14 protein-coding genes are annotated in these 16,817 nt (G+C 68.3%); 9 read left to right on the top strand and 5 right to left on the bottom strand.

Features of this window, described 5'->3' with window-relative positions; all coding sequences use genetic code 11:
• Positions 1-40: 40 nt before the first annotated feature.
• Positions 41-1,114, bottom strand: coding sequence for an alpha/beta fold hydrolase (locus VF522_RS18055; protein WP_330909690.1), 1,074 nt, complete (start codon positions 1,112-1,114; stop codon positions 41-43).
• An 86-nt stretch (positions 1,115-1,200) separates the two neighbouring features.
• Here VF522_RS18055 and VF522_RS18050 point away from each other — a divergent pair, with 86 nt between their 5' ends.
• The 7 genes from VF522_RS18050 (at position 1,201) to VF522_RS18020 (ending at position 6,666) form a co-directional block, all read left to right on the top strand.
• Positions 1,201-2,121, top strand: coding sequence for a glyoxylate/hydroxypyruvate reductase A (locus VF522_RS18050; protein ID WP_330909689.1), 921 nt, complete (start codon positions 1,201-1,203; stop codon positions 2,119-2,121).
• 4 nt (positions 2,122-2,125) lie between these two features.
• Positions 2,126-3,034: a hydroxymethylglutaryl-CoA lyase gene (locus VF522_RS18045; RefSeq protein WP_330909688.1), complete on the top strand. Its 909-nt coding sequence runs from the start codon at positions 2,126-2,128 to the stop codon at positions 3,032-3,034.
• A 132-nt stretch (positions 3,035-3,166) separates the two neighbouring features.
• Positions 3,167-3,670, top strand: coding sequence for a YbaK/EbsC family protein (locus VF522_RS18040; RefSeq protein ID WP_330909687.1), 504 nt, complete (start codon positions 3,167-3,169; stop codon positions 3,668-3,670).
• Positions 3,667-3,888, top strand: coding sequence for a DUF1289 domain-containing protein (locus VF522_RS18035; RefSeq protein WP_330909686.1), 222 nt, complete (start codon positions 3,667-3,669; stop codon positions 3,886-3,888). The genes VF522_RS18040 and VF522_RS18035 overlap by 4 nt, the downstream gene beginning before the upstream one ends.
• Positions 3,885-4,523, top strand: a complete 639-nt coding sequence (locus VF522_RS18030) for a 2-hydroxychromene-2-carboxylate isomerase (protein WP_330909685.1) — start codon at positions 3,885-3,887, stop codon at positions 4,521-4,523. Before VF522_RS18035 ends, VF522_RS18030 begins: the two co-directional genes overlap by 4 nt.
• A gap of 236 nt (positions 4,524-4,759) precedes the next feature.
• Positions 4,760-6,442 carry an MFS transporter gene (locus VF522_RS18025; protein WP_330909684.1) on the top strand — a complete coding sequence of 561 codons (1,683 nt, stop codon included), beginning with the start codon at positions 4,760-4,762 and terminating at the stop codon, positions 6,440-6,442.
• A gap of 74 nt (positions 6,443-6,516) precedes the next feature.
• Positions 6,517-6,666: a hypothetical protein gene (locus tag VF522_RS18020; protein ID WP_330909683.1), complete on the top strand. Its 150-nt coding sequence runs from the start codon at positions 6,517-6,519 to the stop codon at positions 6,664-6,666.
• Between the two features lie 47 nt (positions 6,667-6,713).
• Here the strand turns inward: VF522_RS18020 and VF522_RS18015 are convergent, their stop codons facing one another.
• The 3 genes from VF522_RS18015 to VF522_RS18005 form a co-directional block, all read right to left on the bottom strand.
• Positions 6,714-7,037: a GIY-YIG nuclease family protein gene (locus tag VF522_RS18015; RefSeq protein WP_330909682.1), complete on the bottom strand. Its 324-nt coding sequence runs from the start codon at positions 7,035-7,037 to the stop codon at positions 6,714-6,716.
• Positions 7,038-7,201: 164 nt separating this feature from the next.
• Entirely contained in the window at positions 7,202-8,302 is a 1,101-nt protein-coding gene (locus VF522_RS18010) for an ABC transporter substrate-binding protein (RefSeq protein WP_330909681.1), read from the bottom strand.
• 94 nt (positions 8,303-8,396) lie between these two features.
• A complete protein-coding gene (locus tag VF522_RS18005; protein WP_330909680.1) occupies positions 8,397-8,705 on the bottom strand; it encodes a hypothetical protein in 309 nt (102 codons plus the stop codon).
• 165 nt (positions 8,706-8,870) lie between these two features.
• Between VF522_RS18005 and uvrA the strand changes: the two genes are divergently transcribed.
• On the top strand, positions 8,871-14,852 hold the full coding sequence (gene uvrA, locus VF522_RS18000; protein WP_330909679.1) for an excinuclease ABC subunit UvrA: 5,982 nt from the start codon (positions 8,871-8,873) through the stop codon (positions 14,850-14,852).
• Between the two features lie 84 nt (positions 14,853-14,936).
• Here uvrA and VF522_RS17995 read toward each other — a convergent pair whose 3' ends face one another.
• The gene (locus tag VF522_RS17995) at positions 14,937-15,458 is read right to left on the bottom strand and encodes a porin family protein (RefSeq protein ID WP_330909678.1); all 522 of its coding nucleotides are present in this window, start codon (positions 15,456-15,458) and stop codon (positions 14,937-14,939) included.
• A 163-nt stretch (positions 15,459-15,621) separates the two neighbouring features.
• On the opposite strand from VF522_RS17995, the gene VF522_RS17990 reads away from it, so the two are divergent.
• Positions 15,622-16,668, top strand: a complete 1,047-nt coding sequence (locus VF522_RS17990; RefSeq protein WP_330909677.1) for a histone deacetylase family protein — start codon at positions 15,622-15,624, stop codon at positions 16,666-16,668.
• Positions 16,669-16,817: the final 149 nt, after the last annotated feature.

Below are 16,817 nucleotides of genomic sequence, written 5' to 3'. Positions count from 1 at the left end.
GAAGCCCTGGATCCCCGCCTGCGCGGGGATGACGGAAACATCACATCCCGATCCGCGGCGCCGCCTTCAACACCGCATCCAGCTCCTGCTTCCAGAACCGCGCATTCCCCGTCGTTCCATGCCCCAGCGTCTGCTCGCTTGCCGGGATCTCGTACGCGCGGCCGTTCTTCACCCGCTTGATCTCGCGGGTGAGGACGCCGAGCTCCACCGGGTTGCGCTCGTCGTCGGCGGAATTGATCGCCAGCAGCGTGGCGGTGATCTTCTCCAGCCCGCGCGAGGGGTCGTAGTCGGCCGAGGACTCCCACTGGTAGATGTGGTCGTTGGCGTCGCCGTTGAACGTGCTCTTGAGGCGCGCTTCCAGCGCCGCGTCGGCGCGCGGGCGGTCCGGGCCGGACTTCATGTACGAGTGGTTGCCGCCGTTGGTGGCGGTGGCGAAGAACACCGAGGCGAACTGCAGGCTCGGCGGCTGCGTCGTGTAGTTGCCGTTGTTCCAGGCGGGGTCGCGCCGGATCGCTTCCACCAGCATGCGGCGCAGCATCCAGTTGCGGCCCGACATGGGCGTGGGCAGCGAGGCCATCGGCACCGCGACGTCCATGAAGCCGGGGTACTTCTGCGCCCACATCCAGGTCTGCATGCCGCCCATGGAGTTGCCGATCACCAGGCGCAGGTGCTTCACGCCCAGGTGCTCGCGCACCAGCCGGTACTGCGCCTCCACCATGTCCTCGTAGTTGTACTTGGGAAAGTTCATGCGCAGGCCGTCGGACGGCTTGCTGGAACGCCCCGTGCCGATCGCGTCCGGCACGATGATGAAGTACTTGCTCGCGTCCAGCGGCTGGCCCGCGCCGAACAGCTCGCCGCCGAAGTTGGCGTTGAGCATGCTCGCGGCGGAGCCGGTCGTGCCGTGCAGCACCAGCACCGGTTCGCCGGTGGGCTCGCCCACCGTGCTGTAGCCGATCTTCAGTTCGGGCAGCACCTGGCCGCTCTGGAAGCGGAAGTCCTTCACCGTCCACGTGCCCTGCTTCGGTGCGGGAAAGTCGGCGGCGAGGACCTGGAAAGCGGCGAGCAGCAGGCCGAGGGCCAGCCAGGCCGCCCGTGCGAAGCGGATCGGTTGCATGTTGTCTCCGGGTTGTGGGGGATGCCGCGGGCAGCTTGGCACCCCGCTCCGGCAGGGTCAAGCGGGGCTCCCCCACAATAGCCGCCATGCGCATCACCGTCTGCTGTACCGATACCAAGATCGCCCCCTGGCTCGAGGGCCTGCGTTCCGCCCTGCCGGGCGCCGAAGTGGAGGAGTGGCGCCCCGGCGCGCCCGAGGCCGACCACGCCGTGGTGTGGGCGCCGCCGCAGGCCTTCCTGGACGAGCAGCAGGCGTTGCGGGGCATCTTCAACATCGGCGCCGGCGTCGACGCGCTGATGAAGCTGCGGCTGCCGCCGCGCGCCGTGGTGGTGCGTCTGGACGACGCCGGCATGTCGGTCCAGATGGCGGAGTTCGTCTGCCATGCGGTGATCCGCCACTTCCGCGAACTGGACGGCTACGAGCGCGACGAGGCGCAAGGCAAGTGGGGCTTCCGCAAGCCGCGCGCGCGGGCCGACTACCCGGTGGGCGTGATGGGGCTGGGTGTGCTGGGGGAGCGGGTGGCACAGGCCGTGGCCGCCTTCGAGTTCCCGGTGCGCGGCTGGAGCCGCAGTGCCAAGCACCTGTCCGGGGTGGAGTGCTTCGCCGGCACCGCGCAGTTCGACGCTTTCCTGGCGGGCACGCGCATCCTGGTGAACCTGCTGCCGCTGACGCCCGACACCGAGAACCTCCTGGACCGGCAGACGCTGGGCAAGCTGCTGCCCGGTGCCTACGTGATCAACGTGGCGCGCGGCGCGCACGTGGTCGACGAGGACCTGATCGCCGCGATCGACGGCGGGCACTTGGCGGGCGCCGCGCTCGATGTGTTCCGCATCGAGCCGCTGCCCGCCGACCACCCCTTCTGGCGGCATCCGAAGATCACGGTGACGCCGCACACGTCGGCCCGCACGCTGCGCGAGGAAAGCATCGCGCAGATCGCGCGCAAGCTGCGCGCCTTCGAACGCGGAGAACCCATCGCCGGCGTGGTCGATCGAATGAAAGGATACTGAAGCCATGAAGGTCCCCAGCCAGGTCAAGCTCGTCGACGTCGGTCCGCGCGACGGGCTGCAGAACGAGAAGGCGCCGGTGCCGGCCGCCGTGAAGATCGAGCTGGTGCACCGGCTGCAGGACGCCGGCCTGAAGGAGATCGAGGTCACCAGCTTCGTCTCGCCCAGGTGGGTGCCGCAGATGGCCGACAACGCCGAGGTGATGGCGGGCATCCGCCGCAAGCCGGGCGTGCGCTATTCGGTGCTGACGCCCAACATGAAGGGCTTCGAAGCGGCGCTGGAGAGCCAGCCCGACGAGATCGTCGTGTTCGGCGCGGCCAGCGAGGCCTTCAGCCAGCGCAACATCAACTGCTCGATCGCCGAGAGCATCGAGCGTTTCGCGCCGGTGGTGGCGGCGGCGCGCGCCAGGGGCATCCATGTGCGCGCGGCGATGTCCACGGCGGTGGCCTGCCCCTACGAAGGCGACATCGCGCCGGAGCGGGTGGAGATGGTGGCGCGCCTCATGAAGCAGATCGGCGTGCAGCACCTCGGCGTGGCCGACACGATCGGCGTCGGCACGCCGCGCAAGGTGCAGCGGGCGATGGAAGCGGCGCTGAAGCACTATGCGCTGGACGACGTCTCCGGCCACTTCCACGACACCTACGGCCAGGCGCTCGCCAATACGCTGGCCTGCCTGGAGATGGGGATCTGGCAGTACGACGCATCGGTGGCGGGCCTCGGCGGCTGCCCGTATGCGAAAGGCGCCACTGGCAACGTCGCGACGGAGGACGTCGTGTACATGCTGCAGGGCATGGACATCGACACCGGCATCGATCTCGACAAGCTGATCGACGCCGGCAAGTTCATCAGCGACCACCTGGGACGCAAGCCGAATTCGCGGGCGGCGACGGCGATCCTGAACAAGCGGGCCGGTTAGCCGTCACCCCGCAGTTTCCCCTTTGTCATCCCCGCAATTTCCCCTCGTCATCCCCGCGCAGGCGGGGATCCAGGGTATTGAAGCAAAATGCGGAAGCTCTGGATCCCCGCCTCCGCGGGGATGACGAACGTTATGTGTGGATCCGAACTGACCTCCCTGCCCGAAGGCGTGCAGCGCGTCGCCCGCGCCCTGCAGGACGCCGGCCATCCGCATGCGCCGGTGATGCTGGACGATGCCGCGCGCACCGCGCAGCAGGCGGCCGACGCGCTGGGCATCCACGTTGGCCAGATCGCCAAGAGCATCATCTTCCGCCGCAAATCCGACGATGCGGCGGTGCTGGTGGTGACTTCCGGCGACCGCCGCGTCGACGAGAAGAAGGTCGACGCGATCGTCGGCAAGACCGGCCGCGCCGATGCCGAATTCGTCAAGACGAAGACCGGCTTCTCCATCGGCGGCGTGTCGCCCGTCGCGCACGCGCAGCCGCCGGTGACGCTGATCGATCGCGAGCTGTTCCGCTTCGAGGAGATCTGGGCGGCGGCGGGGCATCCGTACGGCGTGTTCAAGCTGCGGCCGCAGGACCTCGAGCGCCTCACCGGCGCGCCCGTGGCGGACGTCGTGCAGCCGACGGCAGGATGAACAGCGCGGCGGAGTTGCTGCTGGAACACGCGCGCACGCTGGAGGCGGACGGCCCGGTGCCTTCGCCCTGCATCTCGGTGTGCCGCATGGATGCGGCGAGCGGCCTGTGCGAGGGCTGCTTCCGCACGCTGGAAGAGATCGCGGCCTGGGGCCTCGCCGCCGACGAGGACAAGCGGGCGATCTGGCTTGAACTGGTGGAACGGGCGCGGCAGGCATGAAGCACATCACCTTTTATTTCGACTTCCTCTCGCCGTACGCGTATCTCGCGTTCGAGAAGCTGCCCGAGGCGCTGAAGGGAGCGAGCTACGGTGTCGACTACCGGCCGGTGCTGTTCGCGGGATTCCTCAAGCACCATGGTCAGCTCGGTCCGGCGGAGATCCCGCCCAAGCGCGACTGGACCTACCGCCAGGTGCTCTGGCTCGCGCACGCGCACGGCATCCCGCTGCAGTTGCCGGCGGCGCATCCCTTCAACCCGCTGGGCGTGCTGCGGCTGGCGCTGGCGTGCGGGAACGAAGGGCTCGTCAACCGCCATGTCGCGGAGACGGTGTTCCGCCACGTCTGGCGCGGCGGGGCCGATGCGGCGGATCCGCAGCGGCTCCAAGAGTTGCGCGCGCAACTGCAGCCGCAACGCGATCCGGCCAGCGAGGAAGTGAAGGCGGAACTGAAAGCGAATACCGACGCGGCGATCGCGAAGGGGTTGTTCGGCGTGCCGACGTGCGAGGTGGAAGGCAGGTTGTTCTGGGGCCTGGACGGCTTGCCGATGCTGCGCGCGTACATCGAGGGCAATGCGTGGTTTGCGTCGGGTGCGTGGGAGGAGGCGGCCGCGCTGCCCAAGGGCAAGACGCGCCTGTAGTTGTCATTGCGGGCTCGACCCGCAATCCAGTACGGCGCGATCTGTGGCATGGATCCCGGGTCAGGCCCGGGATGACAAGTCATCCGCATCACATCATGAAAGCATCCCTGCGGGTTTGACCCGAGTTCGTCAGAACCGGGTCAGTTCCGCGCAAGCGTGCGTTGGCTACGCGTCAGAGCAGGGTCAGAGCGGGGGCGAAGAATGGCCGCTCGTTCCACCCACCAGGAGACAAAGCCATGGCAGCAGCCACGCTCCCCGCATCCGCCGCGCGGCCGATGACGGGCGAGGAGAAGAAGGTCATCTTCGCGTCCTCGCTCGGCACCGTGTTCGAGTGGTACGACTTCTACCTCTACGGCTCGCTGGCCGCGATCATCGCGAAGCAGTTCTTCGCCGGCCTCGACCCGACCTCGGCCTTAATCTTCGCGCTGCTGGCCTTCGCCGCCGGCTTCCTGGTGCGGCCCTTCGGCGCGATCTTCTTCGGCCGCCTCGGCGACATGATCGGGCGCAAGTACACCTTCCTGGTGACGATCCTGATCATGGGCCTGTCGACCTTCATCGTCGGCATCCTGCCTTCGTACGCCAGCATCGGCGTGGCCGCGCCGGTGATCCTGATCGCGCTGCGCCTGCTGCAGGGCCTCGCGCTCGGCGGCGAGTACGGCGGCGCCGCGACCTACGTCGCCGAGCACGCGCCGAACGGCAAGCGCGGCGCGTACACCGCGTGGATCCAGACCACCGCGACGCTGGGCCTGTTCCTGTCGCTGCTGGTGATCCTGGGTGCGCGCACGCTGATGGGCGAGCAGGCCTTCGGCGACTGGGGCTGGCGCATCCCCTTCGTCGTCTCCATCCTGCTGCTGGCCGTTTCCGTGTGGATCCGCCTGTCGATGAACGAGTCGCCCGCGTTCCAGCGCATGAAGGCCGAAGGCAAGACGTCGAAGGCGCCGCTGAAGGAGTCCTTCGGCGAGTGGCGCAACCTGAAGGTCGTGATCCTGGCGCTGCTGGGCCTCACCGCCGGCCAGGCCGTCGTCTGGTACTCGGGCCAGTTCTACGCGCTGTTCTTCCTCACGCAGTCGCTGAAGGTCGACAACGCCACGGCCAACCTGCTGATCGCCGCCGCCCTCGTGATCGGCACGCCCTTCTTCATCCTGTTCGGCGCGCTGTCCGACCGCATCGGCCGCAAGCCGATCATCATGGCCGGCTGCCTGCTGGCCGCGCTGACCTACTTCCCGGTGTTCGGCGCTCTGACCAAGGCCGCGAACCCCGATCTCGCAGCGGCCCAGGCCCGCACGCAGGTGATCGTGTCCGCGCCGTCGAGCGACTGCTCCTTCCAGGGCAGCCCGATCGCCCGCGAGATCGACTTCAAGTCGTCCTGCGACATCGCCAAGCGCTTCCTCGCGCAAAGCTCGGTGAGCTACGAGAACACCGCCGGCACCGCGGGCCAGCCCGCGACGGTGAAGATCGGCGACAAGGTGATCACGGCTCCGACGGCGACGGTCACGAACCACAAGTTCGACGAGAAGAGCACCGCCGCCATCGCCGACTTCAAGAAGGAAGTGAACGACGCGCTGAAGGCCGCCGGCTATCCCGCGAAGGCCGATCCGGCGAAGGTCGACAAGCTGACGGTCACCCTCATCCTGACCTATCTCGTGATCCTGGTGACGATGGTGTACGGCCCGATCGCGGCGATGCTGGTGGAGATGTTCCCCACGCGCATCCGCTACACGTCGATGAGCCTGCCGTACCACATCGGCAACGGCTGGTTCGGCGGCCTGCTGCCCACCACGGCCTTCGCGATCGTGGCGGCCACCGGCAACATGTACAACGGCCTCTGGTACCCGATCATCATCGCCGCGGCGACCTTCGTGATCGGCGTGCTGTTCGTCAAGGAAACCAAGGACGTGGACATCTACGCCCACGACTGACGCGGCGATTGCGTGAAGGGTCCTCGCCGGCGCGCGAGGGCCCTTTGCCCAGCAACTGCAATCGAGGAGACGCCATGTGGAAGATCGCCGTGGGCTTCGTGGTGTTCGCCGCCATCGCCCTGTTCGTCATTTCCCGGGCGGGCGACAAGGTGGACATGAGCGGCGAGAAGCATGGCACCGAAGCGAGCGCGCCGGAGGCGGCGGCGAGCGGGGCGAAGCACTGACGCGGAACGCCCTGGGCCCCCGCCTGCGCGGGGGTGACACCACACCGTCATCCCCGCGCAGGCGGGGATCCAGGGCTTCCAAGGACTTCGTCCCAAAGATCGCGCCACTGCGAGTTGCGCTCCTCGATGAGCCGCAGCTTCCACAGGCGGTTCCATTTCTTCAGCCGCTTCTCGCGCGCGATCGCGTGCTCCATGTCGCCGTGGAGCTCGTAGTGGACGAGGTGGTGCACGCCGTAGCGTGCGGTGAAGCCTTCGGTGACTGCTTCGCGGTGCTGCCACGCACGCTGCACGAGGTTGCTCGTCACGCCGATGTACAGCGTGCCGTTGCGTTGGCTTGCGAGGATGTACACGGCGGGTTGCTTCTCGTGCATGAGCCACTCTAAAACCGGAGGCTCTGGTTCCCCGCCTTCGCGGGGATGACGTTTTCCGGTCGGTGGCGGTGACGCATTCACCGTCATCCCCGCGCAGGCGGGGACCCAGGGCATCCAAAAAGACAAAGGGGCCCGAAGGCCCCCTGTGGTCGAACGCGAAGCGCTTACCGCTTGAACTTCCCGTCCTGCCCGATGATCGACAAGTCCGCGAAGTCCAGCCCGGTGCGGTCGTCCGGACCGTAGCTCACTTCCAGGCCGCCGATGTCGAAGTTCTTCATGCCCTCCAGCGCGGTCACCAGTTTCGCGCGCGTCGGGTTGGCGCCGGCGCGGCGCAGGCCTTCCACCAGCACCTTGGCGGCGGCGTAGCCTTCCAGCATCGCTGGGCTGAGTTCCATGTTCTTCGGCTTGGCCAGCGCCATCGCTTCCTTGATGAAGCCGTACGCATAGGAACGCTCGTACGGGAACACCTGCGTGACGATCACGCCGCGGGCCTGGTCGCCCAGGTTCTTGATGAAGCCGCCCGAGGCGTTGTTGGACAGGGTCACCACCTGCGCCGCGGACTTGGCGGCGCGCAGCGCCTTCACGCCGTCGGCGACGGTGGTGCCGGAGCCGATCCACAGCACCGCCTGCGATTCCGCCTTGGTGATCACCGGGATGATGGCGGCGTAGTCGGGCTTGAGGCGGTCCGCTTTGACGATGGACACCGGCTCGAAGCCTGCCTTCTGGAAGCCCTTCTTCGCGCCTTCCAGCCCGTCGGCGCCGAAGGAGTCGTCGGCGTGCACCACCGCGATCCGCGTCACGCCCATGGTGTGCAGGTGCGTCACCGCCTTTTCGGCTTCGCGCTGGTAGGTCGCGCGCACGTTGAAGACGTACTTCTTCACCGGCGAATGCAGCGACATCGCCCCGGTGGATGGCGCGATCAGCGCCACGCCGTGCTGGTCCAGCAGCGGGAGGATCCCCTCGGCGTGCGGCGTGCCCCGGTTCAGGAACAGCGCGAGGACGTTCTTCTCCTCGATCAGGACCTTGGCGTTTTCCTTGGCGATCTTCGGATCGAACTTGTCGTCCATCGAGATCAGTTCGATCTTCTGGCCGTGGACCCCGCCCTTGGCGTTGATGCTGTCGATCCACAGCTTGGCGCCGTCGGTGGTCTCCTTGACGCCTGCGGCCACCGTGCCGCTGAAGCCGGCCGTCTGCCCGATCAGGATCTGCGCCGTCGCCCAGAGCGGCGCAAATGCGGCGATCGCCGCGATCAAGCTTTTCTTCATGTGAATACCTCCGGGTTACGGACAAGCCCGTCGTTACCGAGTGTAAATGGAGCTCGGCTTTAGCGCACGGGGGGCAACCCGGAAAACGGAACAACTACACGGGAGGAAGTGGCGCCGACGGGAGGAGGTGCTGGAAGGCCGGCAGGAGGCCGTTGATGCGCTCGACCGCCGCCGCCTGGCAGTGCTGGCTTGACACCATCTGGAACACGCCATCGCGCAGCAGCCACAGTTCCTGCGCGCACTCGGCGGTGTGCACCCGCCAGCGCAGTCGGTCGCACTCGAAGCCGTCGCAGTCATCGAGCACGGCGAGCAGCTGGTGACGCAGTGTCTCGACGCCGGCGGGCGCGGGCCGCAGTTGCCAGTCGCAGGCGGTGGCGGGCAGCCATTTCTTCCACGAAGCCATGGGGGATACCGGGAAGGGAGTGCACGCACCTTACCGACTACGGATGAGCTTTCCAGGTAGGAAATGCGCGATGACCGTGGTAGGACAAGGTCATGCCGGGGTGACGCGGCCCGGCTGCCACCCCCTCCCTAGAATGTCGGGCCTCTTCTGGAAAGCCCTTCTCGAATGTCCCAGGGATCGATCCGCATCCGCGGCGCACGCCAGCACAACCTCAAGAACATCGACCTCGACCTGCACACCGGCGAACTGACGGTGGTCACGGGCCCCAGCGGCTCCGGCAAGTCCAGCCTGGTCTTCGACACGCTCTATGCCGAGGGGCAGCGGCGCTACGTCGAAACCTTCTCCGCCTATGCGCGCCAGTTCCTGGAGCGCATGGACAAACCCGCGGTGGACCGCGTCGAGGGCGTGCCGCCCGCGATCGCGATCGACCAGACCAATCCGGTGCGCTCCTCGCGGTCGACGGTCGGCACGATGACCGAGCTGAACGACCACCTGAAGCTGCTGTTCGCTCGCGCGGCGCAGCTGTTCGACCGCAAGACGGCGCTGCAGGTGCGGCACGACACGCCGGAGACGATCTACGAGCAGCTGATGGAACGGACGAAAACATCCGATCCGCGGCTCGTGGTGACCTTCCCGGTGGAACTCCCCGGCGGCACGACGCCGGAGGAAGTGGAGCAGTGGCTCGCCGCCAGCGGCTTCACCCGCGTGCAGGCGGAGCGCGAAGTCGCGACGCCGACGGGCCCGCGCAAGGTCCTCGACGTGGTCGCCGACCGCTTCCGCATCCAGGGCGTGGAGAAGGTGCGCGCGATCGAGGCGATCGAGGTGGCGCTCAAACGCGGCAGCGGCCGCGTGGCGGTGTATGTGACGGGCGAAGCTGACGCGCAGCGTCATCCCCGCGAAGGCGGGGACCCAGGGCTTGTGGAACTCGCCGCACGCGGCGAGCCGAATACGGACGCCCTGGATTCCCGCCTGCGCGGGAATGACGAGGTCTGGAAGTTCTCCACCGGCCTGCATTGCCCCGAGAGCGACATCCGCTACGGCGACCCGGTGCCGTCGATGTTCTCGTTCAACTCGCCGGTCGGTGCCTGCGAGACCTGCCGCGGCTTCGGCCGCGTGATCGGCGTCGACTACGGCCTCGTCATCCCGAACGACAAGCTGACGCTGCGCGCCGGCGCGGTGAAGACCTTCCAGACGCCGGCCTGGTCGGAGTCGCAGGACGACCTGATGAAGTACGCGGAGCGCGCCGGCGTGCCGCGCGACACGCCCTGGTACAAGCTCACCGCCGAACAGAAGCACTGGGTGATCCACGGCGCGCCGGACTACCGCGACGGCAACTGGAGCCGCCAGTGGTACGGCGTGAAGCGCTTCTTCGAGTACCTCGAGAGCAAGGCCTACAAGATGCACATCCGCGTGCTCTTGTCCAAGTACCGCAGCTACACGCCGTGCGACGTGTGCGGCGGCGCGCGCCTGAAGACCGAGTCGCTGCTGTGGCGCCTGGGCAGCAAGGAAGACGCCGACGCGGTGCTCGACCCCGCGAAGCGCTTCATGCCGGTGGGCGTGGACTGGTCGCGCGAGCAGCTGGAGGCGCTGCCGGGCGTGTCGCTGCACGACCTGATGATCCTGCCGATCGAACGGCTGCGCCGCTTCTTCGACCGCGTCGAGCCGGAGGCCGAGGCGCATGCCGGCGCCGGCGAGCTGCAGGCGCTCAGGCTGCTGTTCGAGGAGATCAACACCCGCCTGCGCTACCTGGTGGACGTGGGCATCGGCTACCTGACGCTCGACCGCCAGAGCCGCACGCTGTCGGGCGGCGAGGTGCAGCGCATCAACCTCACCACCGCGCTGGGCACCTCGCTCGTGAACACGCTGTTCGTGCTGGACGAGCCCAGCATCGGCCTGCATCCGCGCGACATGAGCCGCATCACGCAGGCCATGCATCGGCTGCGCGATGCGGGCAACACGCTGGTGGTGGTGGAACACGATCCCGCCGTGATGGTCGCGGCCGACCGCATCATCGACATGGGCCCGGGCCCCGGCGAGAAGGGCGGCAGCATCGTGTTCGACGGCAGTGTGTCCGCCCTGCGCCAGGCCGACACGCTCACCGGCGCCTACCTCGGCGCGCGCAAGCACGTCGGCATGGGCTTCAAGCGGGCGGTGACGGAATCGACGCCGCGTCTCGTGCTGGAAGGCGCGCGCGAGCACAACCTGCGGGACCTGCACGTGGAGTTCCCGCTGCAGCGCATGGTGGTGGTGACGGGCGTGTCGGGCTCGGGCAAGTCCACGCTGGTGCAGGACATCCTGGCGCCGGCGCTGCGGCGGCACTTCGGCCGTGCCACCGAGACGCCGGGCACGCACGACCGCCTGCTCGGCGCGGACCATCTCGGCGACGTCGTGTTCGTCGACCAGTCGCCGATCGGCAAGACGGCGCGCTCCAATCCCGTGAGCTACGTCGGCGCCTGGGATTCGATCCGCGAGATCTTCGCCAATTCGCCGCTCGCGAAGCAGCGCGGCTACACCGCGTCCAAGTTCTCCTTCAACTCGGGCGACGGCCGCTGCCCCACCTGCGGCGGTTCGGGCTACGAGCACGTCGAGATGCAGTTCCTGTCGGACGTGTACCTGCGCTGCCCCGATTGCGACGGCAAGCGTTACCGCCCGGAAATCCTGGAAGTGACGATCGAGCGGCACGCCGCCGGCGCGCACGCGCCGCGCGTGCTGAACGTCGCCGACGTGCTGGAGCTCACGGTGAGCGAAGCCGCCGCCCTGTTCTCCGGCGACCGCGACGTGATCCGCGCGCTGCAGCCGATCGTGGACGTGGGCCTGGAATACGTGAAGCTGGGGCAGCCGGTGCCGACACTGTCGGGCGGCGAGTCGCAGCGCCTGAAGCTCGCCGGCTTCCTGGCCGAAGCGGCGCGCAGCGGCACGCAGAGCCGGCAAGGCGTGGCCAAAAAGGGCACGCTGTTCATGTTCGACGAACCGACCACGGGCCTGCACTTCGACGACATCGCCAAGCTGATGCGCGCGCTGCGCAAGCTGCTGGAAGGCGGCAACTCGCTGGTCGTGATCGAGCACAACCTCGACGTGATCCGCGCGGCCGACTGGCTGGTGGACCTGGGGCCGGAAGGCGGCGACGGCGGCGGCCTGGTGGTGGCCGAAGGGCCGCCGGAGGACGTGAAGCTGCATGCCTCGTCGCACACGGCCAAGGCCTTGCGCGACTACGACATGACGTTGGGCGTTGAGCGTTCGGCGTTGAGCGAGAAAGCCCCGGCTCCCTACGCTCAACGCTCAACGCCGAACGCCGAACGCCCGAAGGCCATCCAGATCGTCAACGCCAAGGAACACAACCTCAAGAACCTCAGCGTCGACATCCCGCACAACAAGTTCAGCGTGATCACCGGCGTCTCCGGCTCCGGCAAGTCCACGCTGGCGTTCGACATCCTGTTCAACGAAGGCCAGCGGCGCTACCTCGAGTCGCTCAATGCCTATGCGCGGTCCATCGTGCAGCCGGCGGGCCGGCCCGAGGTCGATGCGGTGTACGGCATCCCGCCGACCGTCGCGATCGAGCAGCGCCTGTCGCGCGGCGGGCGCAAGTCCACCGTCGGCACCACGACGGAGGTATGGCACTTCATGCGCCTGCTGTACGTCAAGCTGGGCGTGCAGCACTGCGTGAACGACGGCGCCGAGGTGCGGCCGCAGACGCCGGACAGCATCGTGGCGCAGATCATGAAGCGCTATCGCGGCAAGCACATCGGCGTGCTGGCGCCGCTGGTGGTCAACCGCAAGGGCGTGTACACGGAGCTCGCAGACTGGGCGCGGCCGCGCGGCTACACGCACCTGCGCGTGGACGGCAATTTCCTGCCCACCACCGGCTTCCCGCGCATCGACCGCTTCAAGGAGCACACGATCGAGCTGCCGGTGTGCGACCTCGACGTGACGCCCGCCAACGAAGCGCTGCTGCGCGAGAAGCTCACGCTGGCGCTGGAGCACGGCAAGGGCGTGGTGCACGTGCTGGCGCCGCTCGACGAACTGCGCGCCGCCTTCAGCAAGGGCGTCGTCACGCACGCCGGCATCGGCAAGGTGGAGGTCTTCTCGACCCTGCGCGCCTGCCCGGTGTGCGCCACCAGCTATCCCGAGCTGGATCCACGGCTGTTCTCGTACAACAGCAAGCACGGCTGGTGCCCCGACTGCGTCGGCACCGGCGTGAAGCTCACGCGCGACCAGCGCAAGGCGTTCGACGACACCATCGTCACGGCGGAGGGCGAGAAGGGCCGCGAGCAGACCTTCGCGGAAACGGAAGTGGAGGACGTCTCCGACGAGGCGTGTCCCACCTGCCTGGCCACCCGCCTCAACGCGCAGGCGCGCGCGGTGCGTTTCGACAAGACCGCGATCTCCGACATCGCCGCGCTGTCGGTGCGCGACGTGCGCCGCTGGGTCGAGAGCCTGCAGGTGCGCGACGTGCTGAGCGCGCGCGAGCAGGGCATCGCCCGCGACCTGATCCCCGAGATCCGCTCGCGCCTCGAGTTCCTCGAGGAAGTGGGACTCGGCTACCTGACGCTGGATCGCGGCGCGCCGACGCTCTCGGGCGGCGAGGCTCAGCGCATCCGCCTGGCGGCGCAGCTCGGGTCCAACCTGCAGGGCGTCTGCTACGTGCTCGACGAACCCACGATCGGCCTGCATGCCCGCGACAACCAGATCCTGCTGGATGCGCTGCACAAGCTGGGCGACAAGGGCAACACGCTGGTGGTGGTGGAACACGACGAGGACACGATCCGCCGCGCCGACCACATCATCGACATCGGCCCCAGCGCGGGCAAGCGCGGCGGCCGCGTGGTCGCGCAGGGCACGGCGGAGGAAGTGACGCGCAACGGCGACTCGCTCACCGGCCGCTACCTGCTGCACGCGATGAAGCACCCGCTGCAGCCGCGCCGCCTGGTCGACGCGATGCACGACCGCGAGCCGGTCGGCATCCCGGTCGCGGAGATGCCCGCGCCTGTCGTGAAGGGGAAGAAACCGCGCTCTCTTCTGGCGCAGATGGCCTCTTCACTCCCTCCCCCTCCGGGGGAGGGCGGGGGTGGGGGCGCTCCGGCACCCACGTCCTTCCTGCGTTTGAAAGGCGCCGACCTCCACAACCTCGACGACGTGAACGTCGACGTCCCGCTGAAACGGCTGGTCGTCGTCACCGGTGTCTCCGGCTCCGGCAAGTCCACGCTCGCCCGCGACGTGCTGCTGCACAACGTGCAGTCGGCCGTGCAGCAGCGTTCGACGAAAGCGGGCCGCGATGCCGACGCCGCGGGCAAGCGTCCCAAGTGGGTCGGCTGCAAGTCGCTCGATGGCTACCAGTCCATCGACCGCGTGCTGGAAGTGGACCAGACGCCGATCGGCAAGACGCCGCGTTCCTGCCCGGCGACCTACATCGGCTTCTGGGACACGATCCGCAAGCTGTTCGCCGATACGCTGGAAGCGCGCGCTCGCGGCTACGGCCCGGGCCGCTTCTCCTTCAACACCGGCGAAGGCCGCTGCCCCACCTGCGAAGGCCAGGGCGTGCGCACCATCGCGATGAGCTTCCTGCCGGACGTGAAGGTGCCTTGCGAGGCCTGCCATGGCGCGCGCTTCAACCCGGAGACGCTGGCCGTCACCTGGCGCGGCAAGAGCATCGGCGACGTGCTGCAGATGGAAGTGGACGAGGCGGTGGAATTCTTCGCCTCCATGCCCAACATCTCGCATCCGCTGCAGCTGCTGCGCGACGTCGGGCTCGGCTACCTCACGCTGGGGCAGCCTTCGCCGACGCTGTCGGGCGGAGAAGCGCAGCGCATCAAGCTGGTGACCGAACTGTCGAAGGTGCGCGACGACGTCACGCGCCGCGGCCAGAAGGCGCCGCACACGCTGTACGTGCTGGACGAACCGACGGTGGGCCTGCACATGGCCGACGTGGAAAAGCTGATCCGCGTGCTGCACCGCCTGGTCAACGGCGGCCACAGCGTGGTGGTGATCGAGCACGACCTGGACGTGATCGCGGAGGCCGACTGGATCATCGACCTGGGTCCGGACGGCGGATCCGCCGGCGGCCGCATCGTCGCCGCCGCGCCTCCGGAGGAGGTGGTGGCGAAGGGGACGCACACCGGGAAGGTGTTGGCGCCGGTGTTGGCGCGCTAGCGTCACCCCCGCGGAGGCGGGGGGCCAGGGCATCCGGTCCGTGAACGCCCTGGATCCCCGCCTGCGCGGGGATGACGGGAGCGATCAGAACCGGTAACCGACCCCGATCGTCACGCCGTCCACCTTGCTGTTGCCCTTGTCGAAGGTCCGCATGTAGTCGACTCCCACATACATCTTCGGGTTGATGTTGTAGTTGGCGCCGAGGCCCCAGGCGAAATCGCTGCCGCTTTCGTTCACCGTGCCGGCGGCGGACGTCGTGCGCAGGCGGCTCTGCACCCAGCCGACGCGGCCGAACACCTCGAAGTTGTCGAAGGCGTACTTCGGCTTGGCGAACACGCCGATCTGGTGGCGCATCTTGCTGGTGAAGCCGTTGTCGCTGTCGTCGCTGGTGCCGAGGGCGGCCATGCCTTCGACCGCGAGGTTCGGATGGACGTTGTAGCCGACGATGCCGCGCAAGGCCTGCGGATTGGTGCGGAAGCCGAGGCCGCTGTCGTGGCGGAGGAAGGAGTAGCCGAGTTCGCCGTAGAGGGGGCTGGCTTGCTGCTGTGCGTGGGCGGAGGCCAGCGCGAGGAAGGCGGACGCGGCCGCGATCACGAGTCGTTTCATTCGATGGGAAGTCCTGTCTTGGTTTGTCGATGGGCCCCGGATGGAGCGTGGGCCAGTCTGCAGGAAGCCGCGGCACACATTCGCGCGCCAAACGCAAAATGATGAGGTGCCCCGTAACGCCGAGGGTTGTTTCACGCCTTCGCGCGGGCTTTACGATGGCGACATGAAGGTCTTCTACAACGACGCGCATGCGCAGCACCACGGACGCCACGAGATGTTCCGCGGCGAACTCGTTCCGTGTTTCGAGATCCCCGCGCGTGCCGGCTACGTGCTGCAGGAGCTGCGCTCGCGCGGCTTCGGCGACATCGCCTCCGCCCCGCCGGTGCCGCGCTCCGCCTTCGAGCGCGTGCATGCGCCGCGTTACCTCGATTTCCTCGAGCACGCCTGGGACGAATGGGTCGCGCTCGATCCGAAGAACGCGGAGCGCGATGCGTTGCCTTCGTACTGGCCGATCCGTACCTTCCGCAGCGACGTGTTGCCCGCGAGCTTCCCCGCCCGCATGGGCCTGTTCTCCTTCGATGCGGGTTCGCCGATCACCGCCGGCACCTGGAAGGCCGCGAGCCAGGGCGGGGCCTGCGCGATCGCCGGCGCGCAGGCGCTGGCGCAAGGCGGGCGCGCCGCCTTCGTGCTGTCGCGTCCGCCGGGCCACCATGCCGGCCACGATTTCTTCGGCGGCTATTGCTTCATCAACAATGCCGCCGTCGCGGCGCAGCGCCTGCGCGACGACGGGCTGCGCAAGGTCGCCATCCTCGACATCGACTACCACCATGGCAACGGCACGCAGGCGATCTTCCACGAACGCGGCGACGTGTTCTTCGCCAGCGTGCACGGCGATCCGCACACCGAGTATCCCTACTACCTGGGCTACGCGGACGAACGCGGCACCGGCGCGGGCCTGGACTGCAACCTGAACCTGCCGCTGCCGCGCGGCACGGACTTCGAACATTGGCGCGCGGCGATGGGGCAGGCGCTGGCGCGCATCCGCGCCTTCGGCGCCGAGGCGCTGGTGGTCTCGCTGGGACTCGACACCTTCGAGGCCGACCCGATCTCCGGCTTCCGGCTGCGCAGCACGGACTACCTGCGCGTGGGCGAGGACCTCGCGGCCGCCGGCCTGCCGACGCTGTTCGTGTTCGAAGGCGGCTATGCCGTGGCCGAGGTAGGCGTCAATGCGGCGAACGTGCTGGAGGGCTTCGCGCAGAAGGCCGGCTGAGCCTCGCGCAGTCCCCGATCGTCGTCGTTGTCCGACGCCGCGAGGCGATCCGGCGGCGCGCGCCGCCGGCGGGCGATCGGCACCATGGGCGGCGAGGAATCCGCATGCCCGGCAAAGCTCCGCACAAGCCGCTGGTATGGCTGCCCGCC

The organism is Ramlibacter sp. (assembly GCF_036383835.1).
Taxonomy (GTDB): domain Bacteria; phylum Pseudomonadota; class Gammaproteobacteria; order Burkholderiales; family Burkholderiaceae_C; genus Ramlibacter.
The sequence above is the reverse complement of the archived record's forward strand: the minus strand, read 5'-3'. Positions and strand labels throughout refer to the sequence as shown.

Coding starts and splice junctions, on each gene's coding strand:
- VF522_RS18055 (WP_330909690.1), bottom strand. CDS start 1,114: ATGCAACCGATCCGCTTCGCACGGGCGGCCTGGCTGGCCCTCGGCCTG.
- VF522_RS17990 (WP_330909677.1), top strand. CDS start 15,622: ATGAAGGTCTTCTACAACGACGCGCATGCGCAGCACCACGGACGCCAC.
- VF522_RS18035 (WP_330909686.1), top strand. CDS start 3,667: ATGAACAGCGCGGCGGAGTTGCTGCTGGAACACGCGCGCACGCTGGAG.
- VF522_RS18050 (WP_330909689.1), top strand. CDS start 1,201: ATGCGCATCACCGTCTGCTGTACCGATACCAAGATCGCCCCCTGGCTC.
- VF522_RS18025 (WP_330909684.1), top strand. CDS start 4,760: ATGGCAGCAGCCACGCTCCCCGCATCCGCCGCGCGGCCGATGACGGGC.
- VF522_RS18005 (WP_330909680.1), bottom strand. CDS start 8,705: ATGGCTTCGTGGAAGAAATGGCTGCCCGCCACCGCCTGCGACTGGCAA.
- VF522_RS17995 (WP_330909678.1), bottom strand. CDS start 15,458: ATGAAACGACTCGTGATCGCGGCCGCGTCCGCCTTCCTCGCGCTGGCC.
- uvrA (WP_330909679.1), top strand. CDS start 8,871: ATGTCCCAGGGATCGATCCGCATCCGCGGCGCACGCCAGCACAACCTC.
- VF522_RS18040 (WP_330909687.1), top strand. CDS start 3,167: ATGTGTGGATCCGAACTGACCTCCCTGCCCGAAGGCGTGCAGCGCGTC.
- VF522_RS18045 (WP_330909688.1), top strand. CDS start 2,126: ATGAAGGTCCCCAGCCAGGTCAAGCTCGTCGACGTCGGTCCGCGCGAC.
- VF522_RS18030 (WP_330909685.1), top strand. CDS start 3,885: ATGAAGCACATCACCTTTTATTTCGACTTCCTCTCGCCGTACGCGTAT.
- VF522_RS18020 (WP_330909683.1), top strand. CDS start 6,517: ATGTGGAAGATCGCCGTGGGCTTCGTGGTGTTCGCCGCCATCGCCCTG.
- VF522_RS18015 (WP_330909682.1), bottom strand. CDS start 7,037: ATGCACGAGAAGCAACCCGCCGTGTACATCCTCGCAAGCCAACGCAAC.
- VF522_RS18010 (WP_330909681.1), bottom strand. CDS start 8,302: ATGAAGAAAAGCTTGATCGCGGCGATCGCCGCATTTGCGCCGCTCTGG.